We start from the raw sequence: 20,307 nt of genomic DNA, 5'->3' as shown, positions 1-20,307 counted from the left end.
GACCACGTGGTCAAACTCAATGATTCAAGAACAAAAACAATGCACTCAATTAGTGCATTGAATCAAAGCCGTGCGCCTTAACTGCCTCGATAAGTGCTGTAAGAATAAGGTGTTACCAACAATGGCACATGATAATGGCTGTCTTCATCACTTATACCAAAGCGTAATACCACCACGTCAAGAAAGCGAGGCTCAGGTAATTCAACCCCTTGTGCAGCAAAGTAGTCACCGACCGAGAATGCCAATTCATAACACCCAGCAAGGAAAGCATCGCCTTCTAGCAGCGGCGCATCACAACGGCCATCAGTATTTGAAATCGTTTTAGCGACCCAGTTTCGCGTGCCATCTTCTGCTAGTTTGTACAGTTCGATGATGACGCCCGATGCTGCAACGCCACGCGTATTATCCAAAATATGTGTCGTTAAATAGCCCATTTTTAGTCCTCAAAATAGCTCTATGTCCACTATCCATTCAGAAAATTAACACTTGCACTGACAAGTGATTACGATCAAAAGTGACTGTCAGCTAATCACAAATCCACCCCAGACACCAACAAGGAGATGTAATGAGTAACCATAAGCAATCACTTTTAGAGCAAGATAAAGACAGCTTTATCAATCATTTAAAAGACATTTATGAACATTCCAAGTGGGTTGCTGCTGCACTTTATGAGCAACGTGATGCGCTCAAAACGCATCCAGAGGGGCTGCAATGTTCAGTGGCACAAGTCATGCAGGACATTGTTGAACAGGCTGATCACAGCACACAGTTGGCACTGTTACGCGCTCATCCTGATCTGGCGGGTAAAGCCGCACTGGCTGGGGAATTAACCGATGCCTCCAGTAATGAGCAAGCAGGCGCTGGGTTAGATCGCTTAAGCCCATCCGAGTTGGAGCATTTCCTCTCGCTGAACACAGGCTATCGAGACAAATTCGGCTTTCCATTCATCATGGCGGTCAGAGGTGCGACAAAGGACCAAATCATTGAAGGGTTTGAAACTCGCCTGCCCAATGCACCAGAAAAAGAGTTCCGTCATGCATTAAACGAAGTACATAAAATTGCCGGTTTCCGGCTGCAAGATTTACCAGAGTATTTCTGGGAATAACGACCAAAATTGGTGCATAAATTGTTTCTTTTGTTTCAGTTGACAGGAAGTGGAAACGATTGTTTCATATAAACAAATCAAAGGAGCGAACAATGCAGCATTCGATCACCACGAGCCCATTTTTAAGACTGACACTGGCCAGCTTTCCAAGCTGCCCTGCTGCATCGGAGCAACCGTTGGCTGGAATGCGTTTGGCGGTGAAAGACTTGTTTCATATGCAAGGCTTACCTACTTCAGCGGGCAATCCGACTTGGTTAGCCACTCACGATTTACCGACCAAAACGGCCTCAAGCGTGATCAAGCTGTTGCAAGCCGGCGCACAGTTTGTCGGGAAAACCATTACCGACGAACTGGCTTACAGCCTCAACGGCCAAAATATCCATTACGGCACCCCCGAGAACCCGGTGACACCGGATCGCTTACCGGGTGGTTCGTCTTCTGGTTCAGCGGTGGCCGTAGCAAAAGGTTTTGCTGACATTGGTTTAGGCACCGATACGGGTGGATCGATTCGTGTTCCTTCCAGCTACAACGGCCTGTTCGGTTTGCGCCCGACCCATGGCGCCATAGCTATGGACAACATGGTCGCGTTAGCACCATCGTTCGATACCGTGGGTTTTATGACTCGTCGCTTAGATGAGCTTGAAAAAGTCGCTCAGGTGTTGTTACCAACACCGCCCACCAAGTTAACTAAGACACTGATTGCGAAAGATTTAATCAGTCAAGTGGAACACAAAGACGCGCTCCAAGCGCAGCTCGATATTTGGCAAGCGGAAGGCCTTCTTAGCACTGAACAAAATCTTGAAATTGATCCCATGTACTGGCAAACCGGCACCACATTCCGCACTTTGCAAGGGGCGGAAATTTGGCAAACTCACGGAGACTGGATTACACAAAACGATCCTGACTTTGGACCAGACATTGCCAGCCGTTTTGAATGGACAAAAACGATTAGCGCCGATGACGTTGCCCAAGCAAAAACACAACAAGCCAAGTTTCGAGCATGGCTCGATGAGCAGCTTGAAAGTGCCGTTTTGATAGTGCCCACCACACCGGGTCGCTCTCCACTGTTAACCATGCAAGACAATGAGTTAGCCGACTATCGCAACCAGCTTTTAGAGCTGACAGCGATTGCCGGACTGTGCGGCCTTCCTCAATTGCACTTACCTGTTTGTGAGATCAACAATGCACCGTGTGGCCTGTCTTTGATTGGCCCACGAGGCAGTGATCTTAGTTTGATCGCCCTCGCCAAAACATTAATGGAGTAATACATGTCTTCTATCGCGTTTACCGCACCGCACCATGAGGCGACCAAAGCAGGCCAAGCCATTCTTGAGCAAGGTGGCACTGCCATCGAAGCGATGGTCGCTGCCGCCGCAACAATTGCTGTGGTCTACCCTCATATGAATGGTCTGGGCGGTGATGGATTTTGGCTGATCAGCGAGCCAGGTAAAACACCGATTGGCATTGATGCATCGGGTAAAGCGGCGCAAAGAGCCACGCTGGATTTCTATGCAGAAGACGATGCCATCCCAACTCGCGGAGGCAAAGCCACCGTGACGATGGCCGGAGCCGTGGCCGGCTGGCAAAAAGCGTTAGACATCAGCGCCTTTTGGCAATCACCCAAGCCTCTAAACGAACTTCTTAAAAATGCCATCGATCACGCTAAAAATGGCATTGAGATTACCGAAAGTCTGCAATCAGCAAGTCGTAAAGTGCATGACGACTTGGCAACATTACCAGGCTTTGCGCAGTTCTTAGATCAAGGTAATACACTGACTCATGGCAACTGCTTAACGCTTAGTACTTTGGCTGATACGTTAAAGCATCTGGCAGAGCAAGGCCTTGATGACTTCTACCACGGCTCGATCGCAGAGCAACTCGCTGCCGATTTAGAAGCCGCTGGCTCACCGCTTCGCTTGGCGGATTTTCACGATTACCGCGCCGAACAAGTAACACCATTAAGCGTGGAAACCAGCGTTGGCAAACTTTACAACCTGCCAGCGCCGACCCAAGGTATTGCCTCGTTAATTATCTTGGCCTTGTACGATCGCATTCATCACTTAGGCGATGGGGGCCAAACCGACATGGCACATCTTTTGATTGAGGCCACTAAACAAGCCTTTATTGCTCGCAACGAATACGTCACAGATCCCGCGCGCCTGAGTATTAACCTGCAAGATTTACTCAGTGATGCAAACCTCGCAACGATGACTGACAAGATTGCAATCGACCAAGCACAAGCGTGGCCACACCCAGCGAAACACGGCGACACCATTTGGATGGGCTGCTGTGACAACGAAGGAAGAATAGTAAGCTATATTCAAAGTTTGTTCTGGGAATTTGGCAGTGGCATCGTCAGTCCAAGCACAGGCATTGTTTGGAACAACCGAGGATCGTCCTTTAGTCTTGAGAAAGGCAACTTGCAGGAACTTAAGCCCAATTTAAAGCCTTTTCATACCCTAAACCCTGCATTTGCAGAGCTAGCTGATGGACGCCGTATCAGCTACGGTACCATGGGTGGCGAAGGCCAACCACAAACTCAAGCGGCTTTATTCAGTCGTTACGTGTATCACAAGCAGCCCTTAGACATTAGTATCGCGGCTGGGCGCTGGCTACTTGGCCGCACCTGGGGCGATGTTAGTCACAATTTAAAAGTGGAAAGTGATCTCGCCGCCGATGCCGCACAATCATTGATTACTCGTGGACACGACCTTGTTGAAGTGCCTGCCTGCAATGAGTTAATGGGCCATGCTGGCGCTGTGGTGTCATTCCCTGAGGGCAACACCGACGCCGCCACCGACCCACGCAGTGATGGCTTAGCGGTTTCTTCGGCTAGTCACTCAGGTTAAGTCATTGGGTCTGAGATGCATCGAAGTTGATTCTGAAAGCGCCGTCTAAGCCGAGTCGAGAAGGTGTTGCTGTTCCGAGAACACAACAACATATTTAACGTTAAAGAGAGCAAAACATGTCATTCATAATGGAAAACTATTCCATGATTTTAGCCATGATGGGCACAGGTGTAATTGCCGGTATCTTGGCAGGTCTTTTAGGTGTTGGCGGCGGTATCGTAATCGTTCCAGTACTGTTCTTTTTGTACCAAGGGCTCGGCGTTAGCGCTGATACAGCGATGCTAGTGGCCACCGCAACGTCGCTCGCAACAATCATTCCAACATCGATTAGCTCTATCCGCGCCCATCATGCTAAAGGCAATGTGGACTTTCAGTTACTGAAGTTCTGGGGCGTTTTTATCTTTCTAGGTGTCTTAGTGGGCAGCTATGTGGTGACGCAAGTCGAAGGCCAATGGTTAACCTTGATGTTCGGTATCATCGCAACGTTATCCGCTTTAAACATGTTGTTGGGTAAGAAGGACGCCATGTTCCAATCCCTGCCGGGCAAAGGCGGGCAAGGAATCATCGCCGCTTGCATTGGTTTCTTTAGCTCTATGGTTGGCATCGGAGGCGGTACGTTAACCGTACCAACGCTTACGTTTTGTAATTACCCCGCACACCGAGCAGTAGGTACCGCCGCCGCAGTTGGTCTGATCATTTCACTGCCTGCCGCCATCACTATGCTTATTGTGGGCCAAACGCCTATCGATTCACCATTCGGCACATTTGGCTTAGTAAACCTAGTCGGCGCAGCCTGTATCATCCCGCTGACCGTATTGTTTGCGCCCGTTGGCGCAGGCCTTGCGCAACGTTTGAACGCCGCCATGCTGAAAAAAGTCTTTGCCGTCGTGCTGATCTTCACCGGTCTAAGAATGCTATACCAAGCTTTAGTTTAGGAGCCTCTCATGCAACCTCTTCACTTTCCACCCCGTTTGCTGATGGGCCCAGGCCCTATTAATTGCTACCCGAGCGTTCTGCAAGCCATGTCGACGCAGCTTGTCGGGCAATACGATCCAACCATGACTGGCTACATGAATGAGGTCATGGCGTTGTATCGCCAAGTATTCAATACACAAAACGAACAAACGTTCCTCATCGATGGTACCTCTCGTGCAGGCATTGAAGCCTCTCTGGTATCGGTGCTTGAGCCAAACGATAAGGTGCTTGTGCCGATTTTTGGCCGCTTTGGTCATCTGCTAACGGAAATTGCAGAACGCGCTGGCGCCGATGTGCATACGATCGAAGTACCTTGGGGCGAAGTGTTTGACCCGCAACACATTGAAGAAGCCATCAAACGTGTGCAACCCAAAGTCTTAGCGATCGTACAAGGTGATACTTCAACCACCATGTTACAGCCATTGCACGAGCTAGGTGGTATTTGTCGAGCACACGATGTGTTGCTGTATACCGATGCCACAGCATCAATTGGCGGTAACCCGTTTGATATGGACGCTTGGCAGATCGATGCGGTCTCCGTGGGTCTGCAAAAATGCCTTGGTGGACCATCTGGCAGTGCGCCAGTCAGTTTCAACGATCGCTTCGCATCGGTTGTGCGCCAACGCCACCATGTCGAAGCAGGCATTCGAGACGCCCACCACGAGGACGCAAAAGGTTCACGGATTCGTTCCAACTACTTTGACCTTGGCATGATCATGGATTACTGGGGGGAAGAGCGTCTAAACCATCACACCGAAGCGGCAACGATGTTATTTGGTTCGCGTCAGTGTGCTGTCGAGCTGCTTCGGGAAGGACAAGATACGGTGATTGCTCGCCACCAGCTTGCGGGCAATGCCATGCTGCAAGGTATTCAAGCAATGGGCTTACAGCCTTATGGCGACTTGAGCAACAAGATGAGCAACGTGGTCGGTGTGTCTATCCCAGACAACGTGGATGGTGAGAAAGTCCGCCACGACTTGCTGAACATTTTTAATATCGAGATTGGCACCAGTTTCGGGCCATTGAAAGGTAAAGTTTGGCGCATTGGCACGATGGGTTATAACGCACGCCAAGATGCAGTACTCCATACCCTGCAATCACTGGAAACGGTATTGCGTGGACAAGGTCTTGGCTTGCCTAATGGTGCAGGTGTCGATACGGCCCTAGCTGTTTATAGCTCTGCTCAACATAGTGCGGCAACAGAGAAGGCTACGTCATGATCGACTTCCAGACGCTCGGCCAAACCGTCATGGCACGTTTAGAAACACTTGGCAAAATAAGTCAGTCACCCGATTATTTGGACCGACGCTATTTATCTGAGCAGCACAAGAGAGCCAATCAACTGATAGATAAATGGATGACCGCCGCTGGCATGCGTTCTTGGCAAGATCAAGCCGGTAATATTTGGGGCCGCTTTGAAGCAGAGCAAAGCGATGCACCCCGCTATATCATGGGGAGCCATCTCGACACCGTACCAAATGGCGGTAAGTACGATGGCATGTTGGGTGTGGTCGCTCCTATCACATTGATCGAAGCCCTCCATGTAGAAGGCATTCGTTTACCCTTTCACTTGGATATCGTTGGCTTTGGCGATGAAGAAGGGACACGCTTTGGCTCCACATTATTGGGCAGCCGTGCATTAACGGGTCAATGGGCAGCAAGCTGGGCCGACCTGCAAGATGAAGATGGCATCAGCCTCGCCCAAGCGTTAGAAAACTTTGGGCTGAGCTTCGATAACGTCTCTGAAGCCACCATAGCAACTGAAAATCTAAAGGGTTACCTTGAATTACATATCGAGCAAGGCCCAGTGTTAGAACAAAGAAATCTGCCCGTCGGCGTCGTGAGTGCGATTGCCGCCGCCAAACGTTTTGAGATTACCGTTACTGGCATGGCGGGTCACGCAGGCACCGTTCCTATGCCCATGCGCCTGGATACATTGGCGGCCAGTAGCGAAATGATTTTAGCCGTCGAAAGCGTTGCTAAAGAACATGGTGTAGTCGCCACCGTTGGCCAGATCAGCAATAGGCCCAACGGCGTCAATGTGATCTCGGGGAAAACCGTATTTTCACTTGATGTTCGCAGTGCGCAAGACTTTCAGCGTGATGATGCCATTGCCGATATTATGGATCGCTTAGACAACATCGCAGCAAAACGGAATCTGGCGTTAGAGCACAGACCGACCCACAGTGCACACGCTGTGCAATGTGACGACCAGCTGCAAAGCGTACTATGCAACGCGATCGCAGCGCAGGGTATTGGTGTGCATACATTGTTTTCTGGCGCTGGACACGATGCGGTAGCCATGGCCGACATCTGCCCTGTTGCTATGCTGTTTATGCGTTGTGATAAAGGAATCAGCCATCATCCAGCAGAAGCCATCACAACTGAAGATGTGAGTGCGACCTTGGCCGTACTAAGCCATACACTGCAGAGTTTGAAGTAAGCTCTACAGATACGCATTCATACAAAATCATTGGGGGAGTTTCCTATCTCTCGTTGATGCACCCGTCTATGCAATTCAATTGGCTTGCGCAATTCTCGTTCCTCAACCGCGTCAGCACCAATTGAACGCATAGATGCTTGCCAATTAGATGAAGGGGTCAGATCCCTTTTGTGGGTATAAGCGTCCATGCAATTCAATTAGCTTGCGCAATTCTCGTCCCTCGACCGCGTCTGCGCTAATTCAACGCATGAAAGCTTATTAATAAGACAGATTTAAGGGATCTGACCCCTGAATACTTACAGGGATTACTTGATGCAATTTACTCGAATTTATAATGACGATCAGGGCAAGAGCCATTTTGGTGAAGTGAATATCGATGTCCGTGACGGTGGGCCGATTGGTATGTTGTCGGAGCGTTTCTCCGCGGGTGAAATGATCTTTCGTGAAACCCCAGCCGACTACGATTTTAAATGGCATCCAGCGCCACAGCGTCAGTTGCTATTCATTATCAAAGGCAGCTGCGAGTTTAAAGTGTCGAACGGTGAAACCCGTCAATTTAAAGGCGGAGATGTGCTACTGCTAGAAGACACCGAAGGCGAAGGCCATTGTTCAAAAGCCTTGAACAACGAAATCCGCCACTCAATCTTTGTCACCCTTCCTGAAGGTTCAGCATTGTAAGTTCGGTAAGTCCTTCTCCATGCAATTCAATTCGCTGGCGCAAAGTCATTGGCTTGCGTAATGCGTTGGTGCATGACTATTTAAACATCGATCCTAATATTGTCCGCTCTATCATTGCTCAGGGCTATTATGCGCAAGTGTTCGATTTTATAAATGTTGGAACAGCGGCTTTGGAGTCTATACAGTAAGTACTTGAACCCTCACTTTCACTAATGTATTTGAGTATGAACATGGATAGAAGCGCAATCATGAAAGCCTCGCTGGTAATAGCGAGTGGTCTATACACAGGGCTAGTGTCGGCCGACGTTATATTTTCCTGCGATACAACAAACGGTAAGCAGGTCTTGGTTGAAGACGCTGGTGAACATATTAAGTACGCATTTGGCCGTGACTTAGACCGTCCTGAGTTGTCTCTCTCCGTCCCTCGCGAAGCGGCTGCCACATGGCAATGGCCAGGCATAGGTCGTTATATGGGTTATTCAGTTACGCTGCCAAACGGCGCTATTACTTACACCGTTTTTTATTCAGTTGACCGTATGACCGAAGGTTTCCCACTTACCTCCGGTGTCACCGTGGCTAACAAAAATCAGCGTATCGCGACTATCTACTGCTTATCGAATACCCTAAACGAATCCTTACAAGGCATTGACCTTAAAGAAGATAAGTAAGCGCTACACAACAAGAACCGCCTAGCCAAGTAGCCTCATGGCTAGGCGCATCGCGGTAAGACCGTTATATTCAATGCTGTTCTACCAACCAATGGGCATTCGCAATTCCTCTATGAAATTTACCGATCAAGTGCTTTCGCACAATCTTGTTGCTTACGCAAAAGATTATCCACATGGCACCGTTGAAGCAGAACATAGCCATCGTTGCGCACAGCTACTCCATTCGTTAAGCGGCGTGATACGTATCGAAACAGCACAAGGCAGTTGGGTGATCCCGCCCTCTAAAGGCATGTGGATTCCTGCTGGTGTTCCCCATAGTTTACATATCAGCGGCGCGGTAAAAGTCCGCACTTTATTTGTCGATCCGTTGGCGCGGGCAGATTTACCAAACCGCTGTACCGTCGTCGATATCAGCTTATTGCTGAAAGCACTGATCGTCGAAGCGATTAACGTGCCTTTGGAGCGTCCGACAGGCAGTCGTGATGAACGCATCATCGAATTAATTCTCGATGAACTCAGGCGCTTAAAAGGGCTCTCTTTTTATGCACCCACTCCTACCTCAGCGGACCTAAAGCAGCTCTGCCACGACATTAGCCAACGTATTGCACACCCTTGGACAACCGCCGACATTGCGGGATGGTTAAGCGTCAGCGAGAGAACCGTATTACGCCGCTTTCAGCAAGAGCTAGGGATGACATTTAGCGAATGGCTGCGACAAAAAAGACTGCAATACGCGCTGGAAAGCTTAGGGATGGGCCATAGCGTCTTGGATACGGCGTTGGCTATTGGTTATGAAAGCCCCAGTGCGTTTAGTGCGATGTTTAAAAGCCGACTGGGGGTCTCACCTCGGGATTATTTCCCCTCACTCTCGTATTAAATTCGCTACGGCATTCAACAAGGCTTGCAAAGCAGCCTTGCTCGCATCGGCTTCAATGGCCACGCCAAAGTGCGTGACGGCACAGCTAGGGGAGGCAATTTGAATATAAGAAATCGCGTTACTACTCGATTGCGGCCCCAGTGTATGTTCTTGGTAATCCATGATGTTTAATACGCAATCGAACGCTTTTTGTACACCATCAGATAAAGCAGATAATAACCCGCACCCCTGCCCTTGAAGCGACAATGTCTCCACGCCATAGCGCAGTGTCGCCGTGACGCGTTGCTCCGCCCCGCGTGATTCGCTTGTGTAGTGCAGCAAACTCAGTGGACGGTTTTCTAGTACCCCATAGAGCGAACGAAACAGCTGCCACACCTGTGCTTGCGAGATTTCCTTGCCTGTTTGCTCCGTCTGGCGCTGCACATGTTGGCTAAAATCAACCTGCAATGCTCGCGGTAATCTTAGCCCATGGTTCTCCTGTAGTAGCCAAGCCGCTCCGCTTTTCCCTGACTGACTGTTTACTCGGATCACCTCTTCGTAACTGCAACCGACGTCTTGAGGATCAAGCGGTAAATAAGGAATATGCCACGCTTCACTGCCCAGCCTAGCTCGATGAGCAAAGCCCTTTTTAATGGCGTCTTGGTGAGAACCAGAAAACGCCGTAAACACCAAACTGCCGCCATAAGGATGACGCGGATGCACCGGAAGTTGATTACACTGTTCGACAATTTCAACGGTTTGCCGAATATTGGCAAACTGCAATTGAGGATGGACGCCCTGCGTATAAAGATTCATCGCAAGGGTGACAAGATCTACGTTGCCTGTGCGTTCGCCATTGCCAAATAAACACCCCTCTACTCGCTGCGCACCTGCCAACATTGCCATTTCAGCTGTGGCAACCCCCGTTCCCCGATCATTATGCGGGTGTACACTAATAGTGATGTTCTTCAAGTCTGAAAAAGAGCGCATAAAGTGCTCTACTTGATCCGCAAATACATTGGGGGTATTTACCTCAACTGTCGTTGGCAAATTGAGGATCAAAGGACGCTTGGGTTCTGGCTCCCATACCTGCGCGACCGCTTCACAAATTTCCAACGCGAAGTCCGCTTCCGTAAAGCAAAAGGTTTCCGGCGAATATTGCAGTGTCCAATCCGTCTGCGGGAATTGCTCACACAATTGACGAACTTGCTTCGCCGCAGCAGTGGCCAATGCGATCAGTTCCGCCTTGTCTTTTTGAAACACCATCTCACGAAAGATCGGGGCTGTTGCATTGTAGACGTGCACTATCGCTTTCGAGGCACCGCTCAAGGAAACGATCGTGCGTTCAATCAAGTCTGGACGAGCTGGAGTCATCACCTGAATAGTAACGTCCTCCGGAATATGATTTTCTTCTATTAATAAACGCACAAAAGCGAAATCAACCTCAGAAGCGGCAGGAAAGGCCACTTCAATTTCTTTAAATCCGCAGGCAATTAGATGCTTAAAAAATGTCAGTTTGCGTTGCGCATCCATTGGATTTACGAGCGCTTGATTGCCATCTCGCAAATCTGTTGAACACCACCTAGGCGGAGCCTGTAATCGTTTGGCTGGCCAAGTACGCTGGGGGTAATCAATGATGTGGGCAGCAGGGTATTTTCTTGCCGGATTGTCTAACATGACCGAAACGCTCCTAAATAACGAATGAGAGCGAAGATAGTAAAAAGCCTGCCAATGTCCGTCTGAGGTATAACTGACAACAATCGTCTTAAAATGGACAGCCACCCGATGAAATTAGGCGACTGTCACTCTTTGTCATTCTCAATACGCGTTAAAACTTCTTAGATCTCAAGCTTTCCAATAACCAATCTACTACTGGCTCGGCGATTTTCTCCGCACGGTCATAACCCATCCACTGGTTGTAGTCGATCATGGTGAGGTTTTCTTGTTCACCAAGCACCCAAGACCAGTCGATATGGTTGGCAATATCGTCCATGTTGTCTTCGACAAAGGCTTTTAGAGAATAACTGGCATCATGAATCTCACCATTTTCCATCAACCCAAGAGGAAGATTGAAGCGGAAGTTATGCAGCACAGTGTCTAAATCGAGTGTGCCGTCACCACCAGTGATTTGAAAGAGTTGCGACTCAAGACGGTCACGACGTTCGACCGCTTCATCCATAACTTTCTGTCGGTAGTCTTCACCTTGTTGCTGGAAAAACGCTAGACCTGGATGGCTATTGGACTCACGTAGTAAGCGACTATTAGTACCGACTTCCCAAGGCTCTAAGCCAAATTTGTCATAAACCATTTGGTCGAATAGTTGACTATTTTCACCTTGCTTCAACCATTCTCCCACTGTCTTGGGGGAGTCTTCAAATTGCTGTTGCTGGGCTTGCACCGCATTGATCAATCCACCAAATTTGTTTGTTAAGTCTCGAATTTTGTCTGCATCTGGGTGTAAGTTGTCACCAGGCAGCATCGCTGGGTCTTTACCCGATGCAAGGTTATCCAAAATTTCCTGGAGCGACATGCTAGGTTCGATACTTTGCATTTGAGCTTGGATATTCGCTGACACTGTTGAGTAGATATTACTGTATTTGGCAAGCTGGCTTTGCTGCTCTTGTTGCATCATACCGGTGGCGAGAGCGTTTTTCATAGCGCCCGCATCGCCCAGCATCAGCGCCATTTGGATGGATCGCTTGGTATAGTCTTCATGCACGGGAAAAGAGAATAGCAAGGCATCGAAAAGGGAAAAGTTGTCTTTAGAACGAAGACCACCAAGTTCACTCGGCACTATTTTTTGCGCCTCTTCACCGTCGCGGATATTAAAACGATAGCTTTCTTTTAAGGCTTCACTGTGTTCCCTTAAACCATTCAAGCCACTGTAGCGATGCTTCTCGACCATCGCATCGACTTCTGCTGAACGCTCAATGTGTTTATCATTAAACCACTCAGACAGATGCTGCGGGAAGGATTTTAAACCTTCATATTGCTGCTCAACTTCAGAGATGTTGGCTTGTTGCGCTTGCCAGAATGGTTGGATCTGTTCGGCATGTTCCACACTGGAGCCATCGGCGTTCAATGTCGGCGCGCGTCCAGCTGCAACATTATCTAATAATTGGTCCAAATCACCTTCGCCACCCGCTTGATCACCCAAATGTGCTTGCAAGGCATCCGCTAGATCGTTGAAATTAGCAAGATAATCAGCGGCTAGCTGACGCTTCTCTGCCGTCATTTGTGCCAAGTAATTGGCCGCTTGCTGGCCGTGTTCACCATCCTCCATCATCGCCCACCACTGAGTATTGGTACGCTCACTCCAGAATCTAAGCTTTTCCTGCTGCACGATGGGGTCGTCGTAGCTGTTACGAGGATTGGTTTCTTGCAGCGCCCCAGATTGTTCCCCAATCAAACCCTCTGAGCGAAGCTCATTAAACTCTCGCACCGTCGCGGTATTTTGACTCACTCGTCCCACTAGATCGGGGTTTAGTTTTATTGACGTTATACTCATACAAACTCCTTTTGATAATCAAACATAACGGGCGAGAGAGCAGACATGGCAATTTTAAACCGCTTATTTCCTCTGTCCCGTGGATAAAATCTGCAAAAATGCCGTTTTGTAAGCAGATTCGGTATTGCTATAAAGGCGTTCGCAAAGCCTGTGCCAATATCTCTACAGGACTATTCTTGGATCGAGTTTGTCACGCCTGTAGAGCCTCAAGCAGAATGGCAAAAATCTTAATTTCATTCCGTCATGATTCAGTGGTAGCCTGTTTTTATAACAATGGACTGAGTAAGGCGGCATTATGACAATTCAAGAAGTGTTCGGCATTGAGTTGCCCATTATCCAAGCGCCCATGGCGGGCGTGCAAGATCATGAACTAGCGGCGGCGGTTTCTAATGCTGGCGGTCTTGGGTCTTTACCTTGCGCTATGTTAGATGTCGAAGCGCTCGAACGTGAATTAACGGCACTGACCCGTAAAACGGATAAACCTTATAACGTTAACTTTTTTTGCCATCGTCCCTCAGAGCCTGATAGTGCCATTGAAGGCGGTTGGCGTGCCGCTCTGCTGCCTTACTTTGAGGAGTTTGGTCTCGACCTTGCGACAATAGAATCAGGGGCTGGCCGTACACCATTTAATGAACACTTTGCCAAGGTGCTAGAACACTTTAAGCCGCCAGTAGTGAGTTTTCATTTCGGGTTGCCTTCACCCTCGCTCATTGCACAGATTCGTGCGTGGGGTGGCAAAGTTTTATCCTCTGCGACCACGGTTGAAGAAGCACTATGGCTCGAAAAACATGGTGTCGATGCCATCATCGCCCAAGGTCTAGAAGCCGGAGGCCATCGTGGTTTCTTTTTAGATAAAGATATCACCACGCAAGTCGGTACTTTTGCTTTACTGCCGCAAATCGTTGATGCGGTATCCATTCCGGTGATTGCCGCGGGTGGCATTGCCGATGCCAAAGGGGTTCAAGCGGCAATGAGCTTAGGAGCCGCGGGCGTGCAAGTAGGTACTGCGTATTTGTTATGTGACGAAGCGAAAACCACGCCTATTCACCGTGAAGCACTGCAAAGTAATGCGGCTCACGTCTCCGCTTTGACCAATTTATTCAGTGGCGGCGCCGCACGAGGTATCGTCAATCGTGCCATGACAGAGTTGGGGCCAATGAGCCAGAAAACACCGGCTTTCCCATTGGCTTCCGCAGCTATCGCGCCGCTTCGAGCGGCCGCAGAAAAACAAGGCTCGGGAGATTTTTCTCCGCTTTGGGCAGGGCAAAATGTCAGTGGCTGCGACGCGATCTCCGCCGCCGCTATGACGCATAAACTAACCCAAGAGACGTAATACATACACTGAAAAGCCCTTTTTACCGGCCAATCGCGTCAAAATTCGGTGCTGGCAGTAGTGCTTGTCTGTTACCATGCGTGCTTACCAGCAATCATGTGGATTGAGCTGGGCTTATCGACTACTGGAATCTATTTTGACCAACAATGATATTTTGCGTCGCGTACGCTACACCTTCGATTTTAAAGACAGCACTATGGTGGAAATCTTCGCGTTAGCGCAAGTAACAGTAACAGAAGAGCAAGTAGCGGCTTGGTTAAAAAAAGATGATGTAGACGGCTTTGAGCCAATTGAAGATGTCGAGCTGGCATCTTTCTTAAACGGTTTAATCGTCTTAAAGCGTGGTCCACGTGACGGCGAACAGCCTGAGCCTGAGACACGTTTAAACAACAACATCGTACTGCAAAAGCTTCGTATCGCGATGAACTTTAAAGCAGAAGACATGTTGGAAATGATGCGCTTGGCAGAGTTTAACCTAAGTAAACATGAGCTCAGTGCATTTTTCCGTAAACCGGACAACCGCCACTACCGTGAGTGTAAAGACCAGATTTTGCGTTACTTTTTGCTCGGACTACAATTGCATGTACGTTCTTCAAAAAGCAAAGCGACTGACGCTTAACCCTCTATGGCTAGCCCACGCTAGCCTATTTTTAGTTGCAAATTCCATGTATTGCTAACAAACTGCCAACTATTATCCCAGCATCTTAAATTGGAGAACTTAGCAATGTACAAGGAATACAAAGTCGAAATCGTAACCGAAGGCGGATGTGGCACACTGCTTTTAGGTTCATCAGGTTTACCGATCAAACGTCTTGAGTCGAGACTGAATGAAGCGGCCTCTGAAGGCTGGCAAATGGTCTTCCAAGTGATTGAACAAAAGCGCTTTTGGCTGTTTTGGACGCGTGAAACGGTTATTCTCACTTTAGGCCGTTAACCCCTTTATTATGGCTTGGTTGCAGCGTTTTATACTTCAACGTATCGATCGATATCAGCAAAAAGGTGGTGGTACACCGCAATTCGGCGTGTCATGCAACTTTAATCCGACATGTTCAGAATACGCTCGCCAAGCCATTTTAAAACACGGCTCGATAAAAGGTTGCTGCATGGCGTTTAAGCGCCTAAAACGGTGCAATGAGCGCGACCGTGTAGATAAAATCGACGACCCTGTCGATTAAGGGGACTAAATGTTTGAAGCTTGGCATTTACGCTCGGAAAAAGTGACAGAGCAAGATGAAGCGCTTCGGTTAGCGCTACGCAATTTATCTGACGAACAACGCAGTCTCTTTTACAAGCAATACACACCTCAACTCAAAGACCCGGATACCTATGCCACTCTCAATTGGTTTTTTGTCTCTGGGCTGCATAACTTTTACCTAAAAGAATGGCTAGCAGGCATAGTAGACCTGATGCTTATGCTGATCGGGTGCATTCTATTATTCATCATTCCCCTACTTGGCGTAGCGCTGCTGATTTTAGTGAGCTTACTTGAGCTGCCCGCTTTGTTCCGTAGCCAAATTATAGTTGCCGATTACAACAACAAACTGGGTTGGCGCTTACTCAAGCCACTACAAAACATGCCATAGCATCGATTAGGAGCCAATGTGTCGACTCAACCTATTGTTAAAGTTGGACTGCTAACGGCCCTGGCTTTGATCGCATTTGCGGCTAACTCGGTTCTGACACGTATGGCGCTGGCAGAACCGCTAATCGACGCAGGCAGCTTCACCAGCATTCGCTTACTGTCGGGCAGCGCCATTCTTATGTCGATTTTATGGCTTCGACAAAAACGCCCTGCTACCACGCAAGCTAACGGCAGTTGGTTTGCCAGTATTATGTTGTTTCTTTATGCAACGGGGTTTTCTTACGCGTATCTGCTGCTTGAGACAGGAACTGGCGCACTGATTTTATTTGGTATGGTGCAAATCACTATGGTGGCTGTGTCGTTGTTGAAAGGACACGTCTTACACAAATTAGAATGGCTGGGGATTGGGGTTTCCTTTCTAGGGTTTGTCTATTTGGTCTGGCCTGAAGTCTCTACGCCATCAGTATCCGGTGTGCTGCTGATGTCTATCGCAGGCGCTGCTTGGGGGTTATACACATTACTTGGAAGAGGTTCTAGTGACCCATTAGCCGACACCGCTTACAACTTTCTACGCTGCACACCATTCGTCATTATTTTGATGCTGGCAAGCTGGTCGACGCTTTCACTTGATTATCAAGGCGTGCTCTATGCCATTCTCTCTGGCGCGATTGCTTCAGGATTAGGCTACACCGTTTGGTATCTTGTGCTATCTCATTTGAGTGCCACGCAAGCCGGTGTTTTACAGCTACTGGTACCTGTGATTGCAGCCTTTGGTGGCGTATTATTTATCGCTGAGCCTATTAGCTTACGACTGCTATTGTCTGCACTGTGTATTTTAGGTGGGATATTGACGGTGATATTAGCCAAGCGCGTCTAACTCTTACAGCCAACGAGGCACTTGCGCTTGATAAACAGGGTATTCTTTAGGGAAAAGCTGAGCTAGATGGCGCTCTTCTTCTCGAGTTTGACGTAAAATGGTTGTGACTCCAATCGCAAAACACAGCACTGAAAACCAAGACGGTAGCGCCAACACAAACCCAAACTGAGACACCAGCACCCCGATATATATGGGGTTGCGACTGTAGTGATAGACGCCTTGTGTGACCAACTTGGTCGGACCTATTTGACTGATCCCAGAGGTCCACTGTCTACCCAATGAAAAATGCGTCCAAATCGTCCAAGCAAAACCAAACGTAAGCAGAATATCACCTAACATCAGACTCCATGATGAGGATATGGCAGGAAAAATACCAAGATAGCTGTCAGTACTTGGGGACAGCCAGCGCACTACACACACCATCCAAATAGTCACGCGAAAAACGCCGAATACTTTATGATGCCACCAGTTAGGTGACATAAACGGTCCATGATACACACGTTCCATACCAGTAGAGCGCTTTAAGGTAATAATCCGAACAGTGTAAAACAATGCCACGACAGTGTAGAAGACTGCTAAGTAAACTCGTGTGAACTCTTGGATCACATCAGGGGAAGTAAAAATATTCACGAACGAATGATGAGCCCATTAATTAATAGAAGGGAAACTAAGATCAGACTTAGCGTTGATTGTTTCATTTAATTGTCGTTCACGTAAATACAAAAACAGTGGCAGCCCTAACGAAACACCGACGATACAGGTTGCCATAATAGGTAACCAAAGCTTAGACATACGTAAACGACGGCCTTCCACGATGATAAAACCAAATAACACCAGCGCTGATACCACTACATCCAGCCATGCAAAAGCACTGAGCGGATGAGAGATACCTTGCCATATTAGAGGTAAATCAAAGCCAAACGTCGTGATCCAAGGTAAAAAACTGCTAAACGGTAACGCCGTGCCTAAGACGCACATCAATAGATAAAATCGCGTCATACAGTGATCCCTCACGAAAAATGATTGTTTTTGCTTTCCTAAAGTAAGAATAAACGCCGACCAATTATTAAACAACTATGGAAAGGCCCATCATTTTAGCCTCAACTACTTAACCTATTGGTCAAATAGGTCTAGGCTCGATTTTATACTTATTAGATTCGGAACCAAACCTATGACTTATCAAGCGATCAAACTGGTTAAACGCCCCACAGAAGCCATCACACCTGATCTGTTCGAGACCACTAGCCAAGCACTTCCAACATTAAAAGACGGCGAACTGTTGGTGAAACTAACTCATCTTTCATTGGACCCTGCCATGCGCGGTTGGATGAGCGCCGACGAAAACAGTTACATCCCTCCGGTTCAACTGGGAGATACCATGCGCGCTAGCGGCATTGGCTTCGTTGAGCAGTCGAACAATGAGCAATTCCCAGTGGGGACGCGCGTTATGGGCCTTATGGGGTTAACGGAATACGCGGTCAGCGATGGTAGTGGCCTTAACAAACTTCCCGCCGAACTTCCTGCCGAAGCCGTACTAAGTGTTATTGCACTTCCCGGCATCACCGCCTACCACGGGCTTTTTGAAGTACTCAAACCGGAATCAGGTCAAACCATTGCCATTACCGCAGCGGCTGGATCCGTTGGCTCACTAGTCGGACAAATGGCAAAAAACAAAGGCCTAACAGTCATTGGTGTCGCCGGTTCAAAGGAAAAATGCGCTTGGCTAAAAGACGAGTTGAACTTTGATCATGCTCTAAATTATAAAGACGCCGATTTTGCAGACCAACTCAATGCAGCAGCCAAAAATGGCATCGATCTATTCTTTGAAAACACCGGTGGCATTGCTCAACAGCCGATCTTTGAAGCAATGAACCCGCACGGCCGCATTGCCGTATGTGGCATGATCGCAGAGTACAATAAGACGGAAGCATCGCCAGGACCTAGCTGGGTGGGCATTATTAAACGCCGTTTAACTATTCAAGGTTTTACTATGCCTGATCATTGGCACCGTATCCCAGAATACGGTCAAGCGCTTGGTGCAATGCTAAGTAAAGGCGAACTCACCTATCGAGCGCATGTATTAAACGGTTTAGATCAAGCCCCTGATGGTATCAACTTATTATTCCGTGGAGAGAATAAAGGAAAATTGATCGTTGCACTTTAAGATAAATGCTGCAGTAAATAAGTCTGAACCGTTTCCATATGGCTGCGTATCGTACCAATCGCTCGGACCATTTTTTGATCCATCTGAGTGACTTCGGACGTTTCAGACAGCGTTAGCTGATGAGCCTCGTCGGCTAACGACTGCAGCTCTTTTAAATCCGAATCAATGGCGATAAAAGCTTTTTGTTGACGGAAATTAAAGTCGTTATCCGTATCGTGATAATACCACTGACAGAACCCTGTGCTCTCAACGGCATTCGGCCAATTTTTAGAGTCATCGGTTGCCGCCAAGATAACGCTTGAACGCCACACATGTAGATCTAACATGGACGACGTCAGGTGTGCAAAGGTCATCGACAAGTAGCTCGCTTTCGACAATTGATCACTGTTCTGTGCGGTGCGTTCAAACGATGCTTCCAATCGTCTTGACGACTCACTCACATCCGTAGCAGAGGTATTTAAACCGCCAATTTGATCCGCAACCGTTTGCGTTCGCTCATCGATGCGCAGTACTAAGGTCGAGATTTTATCGCTCGACTCCTTTGCTTTCGTGGCCAAAGTACGCACCTCATCCGCTACCACTGCAAAGCCTCGCCCCTGCTCTCCAGCACGAGCGGCTTCAATCGCAGCATTTAAAGCCAATAGATTGGTCTGCTCAGAAATGCTTTGAATGGTGTCCGTAAACCCCCTAATCTCCGATGAAATATCTTTCAACGCATTCACGTTTTCCAAGCTGGCCGAGCTTTGTTGTGCAATTGCAAACATCTTCTGTGTCAACGTCGAAATGTCTTGCTTATTCTGTTCGATCTCCTCGTTCGCACCTTCTGATGCACTCATCGGTTCAAACAATTGGTCTAATATTTTATTGATAAGCTCAAGCGCACCTTGCATGGCCGACGTTTGGTTTTGCAACAACGCACTGGTCATGGCGGTGCTTGCTCGAGTGTCTACCTGCTCTATGGAGGGCAATGATTCATGCTGTATCTTTAAGTCTTCAACTTCTTTCGCTAATGCTTGGTTTTCTTGATGCGCTCTTTCAAGTTCTTGTTCCAGAACACGTATTCGTTTTTGTCCAAACATTGTTAACACCTCGAAGTGATTCATTAACGATTCATTATTTTAGGCTTGAAACGAAAAGGTACGTGAACACTTAAATGCTCAAGCTAAAAATAGGGATATGCTTCGATGCTAATGTTACCGATATTGGATGTATAGAATTTTTGCGACATGCTATAACAAGTAATACCTAGGCAGAAAATAACAACTTAAC

23 protein-coding genes are annotated in these 20,307 nt (G+C 48.1%); 17 read left to right on the top strand and 6 right to left on the bottom strand.

The features are described 5' to 3' along the window. Nucleotides 1-77: 77 nt before the first annotated feature. Entirely contained in the window at nt 78-434 is a 357-nt protein-coding gene (gene uraH, locus AYW76_RS12380; RefSeq protein WP_067220547.1) for a hydroxyisourate hydrolase, read from the bottom strand. Between the two features lie 131 nt (nt 435-565). Between uraH and uraD the strand changes: the two genes are divergently transcribed. From uraD to AYW76_RS12335, 10 genes are all read left to right on the top strand, one after another. Beyond that, complete coding sequence (gene uraD, locus AYW76_RS12375) at nt 566-1,105, top strand: 2-oxo-4-hydroxy-4-carboxy-5-ureidoimidazoline decarboxylase (protein ID WP_067220543.1); 540 nt, start codon at nt 566-568, stop codon at nt 1,103-1,105. A 92-nt stretch (nt 1,106-1,197) separates the two neighbouring features. Beyond that, complete coding sequence (locus AYW76_RS12370; RefSeq protein ID WP_067220540.1) at nt 1,198-2,370, top strand: amidase; 1,173 nt, start codon at nt 1,198-1,200, stop codon at nt 2,368-2,370. A 3-nt stretch (nt 2,371-2,373) separates the two neighbouring features. Further along, the gene (locus AYW76_RS12365) at nt 2,374-3,954 is read left to right on the top strand and encodes a gamma-glutamyltransferase family protein (RefSeq protein ID WP_067220537.1); all 1,581 of its coding nucleotides are present in this window, start codon (nt 2,374-2,376) and stop codon (nt 3,952-3,954) included. Between the two features lie 116 nt (nt 3,955-4,070). Further along, a complete protein-coding gene (locus tag AYW76_RS12360) occupies nt 4,071-4,889 on the top strand; it encodes a sulfite exporter TauE/SafE family protein (protein WP_067220534.1) in 819 nt (272 codons plus the stop codon). A 9-nt stretch (nt 4,890-4,898) separates the two neighbouring features. Beyond that, nucleotides 4,899-6,149: a pyridoxal-phosphate-dependent aminotransferase family protein gene (locus AYW76_RS12355; protein ID WP_067220530.1), complete on the top strand. Its 1,251-nt coding sequence runs from the start codon at nt 4,899-4,901 to the stop codon at nt 6,147-6,149. Then, nucleotides 6,146-7,372, top strand: a complete 1,227-nt coding sequence (locus tag AYW76_RS12350; RefSeq protein ID WP_067220527.1) for an allantoate amidohydrolase — start codon at nt 6,146-6,148, stop codon at nt 7,370-7,372. Before AYW76_RS12355 ends, AYW76_RS12350 begins: the two co-directional genes overlap by 4 nt. Nucleotides 7,373-7,684: 312 nt before the next feature. After that, a complete protein-coding gene (locus tag AYW76_RS12345) occupies nt 7,685-8,050 on the top strand; it encodes an AraC family ligand binding domain-containing protein (protein ID WP_067220524.1) in 366 nt (121 codons plus the stop codon). Nucleotides 8,051-8,118: 68 nt separating this feature from the next. Further along, entirely contained in the window at nt 8,119-8,238 is a 120-nt protein-coding gene (locus tag AYW76_RS19675; protein ID WP_407943016.1) for a hypothetical protein, read from the top strand. Between the two features lie 42 nt (nt 8,239-8,280). After that, nucleotides 8,281-8,718, top strand: coding sequence for a hypothetical protein (locus tag AYW76_RS12340; protein WP_156489073.1), 438 nt, complete (start codon nt 8,281-8,283; stop codon nt 8,716-8,718). A 73-nt stretch (nt 8,719-8,791) separates the two neighbouring features. Continuing rightward, nucleotides 8,792-9,595 (top strand): AraC family transcriptional regulator, encoded by an 804-nt coding sequence (locus tag AYW76_RS12335; protein ID WP_231872605.1) that lies wholly within the window; start codon nt 8,792-8,794, stop codon nt 9,593-9,595. Here the strand turns inward: AYW76_RS12335 and leuA are convergent. Together leuA and AYW76_RS12325 are read right to left on the bottom strand one after the other, a co-directional pair. Next, nucleotides 9,581-11,251, bottom strand: a complete 1,671-nt coding sequence (leuA, locus tag AYW76_RS12330) for a 2-isopropylmalate synthase (RefSeq protein ID WP_067220516.1) — start codon at nt 11,249-11,251, stop codon at nt 9,581-9,583. The two genes, AYW76_RS12335 and leuA, sit on opposite strands and share 15 nt — an antisense overlap. A 151-nt stretch (nt 11,252-11,402) precedes the next feature. After that, nucleotides 11,403-13,082, bottom strand: coding sequence for a hypothetical protein (locus AYW76_RS12325; RefSeq protein ID WP_067220513.1), 1,680 nt, complete (start codon nt 13,080-13,082; stop codon nt 11,403-11,405). 295 nt (nt 13,083-13,377) lie between these two features. Between AYW76_RS12325 and AYW76_RS12320 the strand changes: the two genes are divergently transcribed. From AYW76_RS12320 to AYW76_RS12295, 6 genes are all read left to right on the top strand, one after another. Beyond that, entirely contained in the window at nt 13,378-14,415 is a 1,038-nt protein-coding gene (locus AYW76_RS12320; RefSeq protein WP_067220509.1) for an NAD(P)H-dependent flavin oxidoreductase, read from the top strand. 136 nt (nt 14,416-14,551) lie between these two features. Continuing rightward, the gene (locus tag AYW76_RS12315; protein ID WP_067220623.1) at nt 14,552-15,034 is read left to right on the top strand and encodes a YehS family protein; all 483 of its coding nucleotides are present in this window, start codon (nt 14,552-14,554) and stop codon (nt 15,032-15,034) included. A 105-nt stretch (nt 15,035-15,139) separates the two neighbouring features. Beyond that, on the top strand, nt 15,140-15,349 hold the full coding sequence (locus AYW76_RS12310; RefSeq protein ID WP_067034953.1) for a DUF4177 domain-containing protein: 210 nt from the start codon (nt 15,140-15,142) through the stop codon (nt 15,347-15,349). Nucleotides 15,350-15,359: 10 nt separating this feature from the next. Next, on the top strand, nt 15,360-15,590 hold the full coding sequence (gene yidD / locus AYW76_RS12305; RefSeq protein ID WP_067034955.1) for a membrane protein insertion efficiency factor YidD: 231 nt from the start codon (nt 15,360-15,362) through the stop codon (nt 15,588-15,590). Between the two features lie 9 nt (nt 15,591-15,599). Next, nucleotides 15,600-15,998 carry a TM2 domain-containing protein gene (locus AYW76_RS12300; RefSeq protein ID WP_067034958.1) on the top strand — a complete coding sequence of 133 codons (399 nt, stop codon included), beginning with the start codon at nt 15,600-15,602 and terminating at the stop codon, nt 15,996-15,998. An 18-nt stretch (nt 15,999-16,016) separates the two neighbouring features. Further along, the gene (locus AYW76_RS12295; RefSeq protein ID WP_231872604.1) at nt 16,017-16,874 is read left to right on the top strand and encodes a DMT family transporter; all 858 of its coding nucleotides are present in this window, start codon (nt 16,017-16,019) and stop codon (nt 16,872-16,874) included. Nucleotides 16,875-16,877: 3 nt separating this feature from the next. On the opposite strand, the gene AYW76_RS12290 is transcribed toward AYW76_RS12295, so the two are convergent. Both AYW76_RS12290 and AYW76_RS12285 read right to left on the bottom strand, forming a co-directional pair. Further along, the gene (locus AYW76_RS12290; RefSeq protein WP_067220505.1) at nt 16,878-17,504 is read right to left on the bottom strand and encodes a methyltransferase family protein; all 627 of its coding nucleotides are present in this window, start codon (nt 17,502-17,504) and stop codon (nt 16,878-16,880) included. 18 nt (nt 17,505-17,522) lie between these two features. Further along, on the bottom strand, nt 17,523-17,873 hold the full coding sequence (locus AYW76_RS12285; protein WP_067220502.1) for a DUF2834 domain-containing protein: 351 nt from the start codon (nt 17,871-17,873) through the stop codon (nt 17,523-17,525). Between the two features lie 172 nt (nt 17,874-18,045). On the opposite strand from AYW76_RS12285, the gene AYW76_RS12280 reads away from it, so the two are divergent. Then, nucleotides 18,046-19,038 (top strand): NADP-dependent oxidoreductase, encoded by a 993-nt coding sequence (locus AYW76_RS12280; RefSeq protein WP_067220497.1) that lies wholly within the window; start codon nt 18,046-18,048, stop codon nt 19,036-19,038. Here the strand turns inward: AYW76_RS12280 and AYW76_RS12275 are convergent. Next, nucleotides 19,035-20,117, bottom strand: a complete 1,083-nt coding sequence (locus AYW76_RS12275) for a methyl-accepting chemotaxis protein (RefSeq protein WP_269448104.1) — start codon at nt 20,115-20,117, stop codon at nt 19,035-19,037. The two genes, AYW76_RS12280 and AYW76_RS12275, sit on opposite strands and share 4 nt — an antisense overlap. Between the last annotated feature and the right edge of the window lie 190 nt (nt 20,118-20,307).

The organism is Marinomonas gallaica (assembly GCF_001639745.1).
GTDB lineage: Bacteria > Pseudomonadota > Gammaproteobacteria > Pseudomonadales > Marinomonadaceae > Marinomonas > Marinomonas gallaica.
This window is presented reverse-complemented; position numbering and strand designations above follow the sequence as displayed.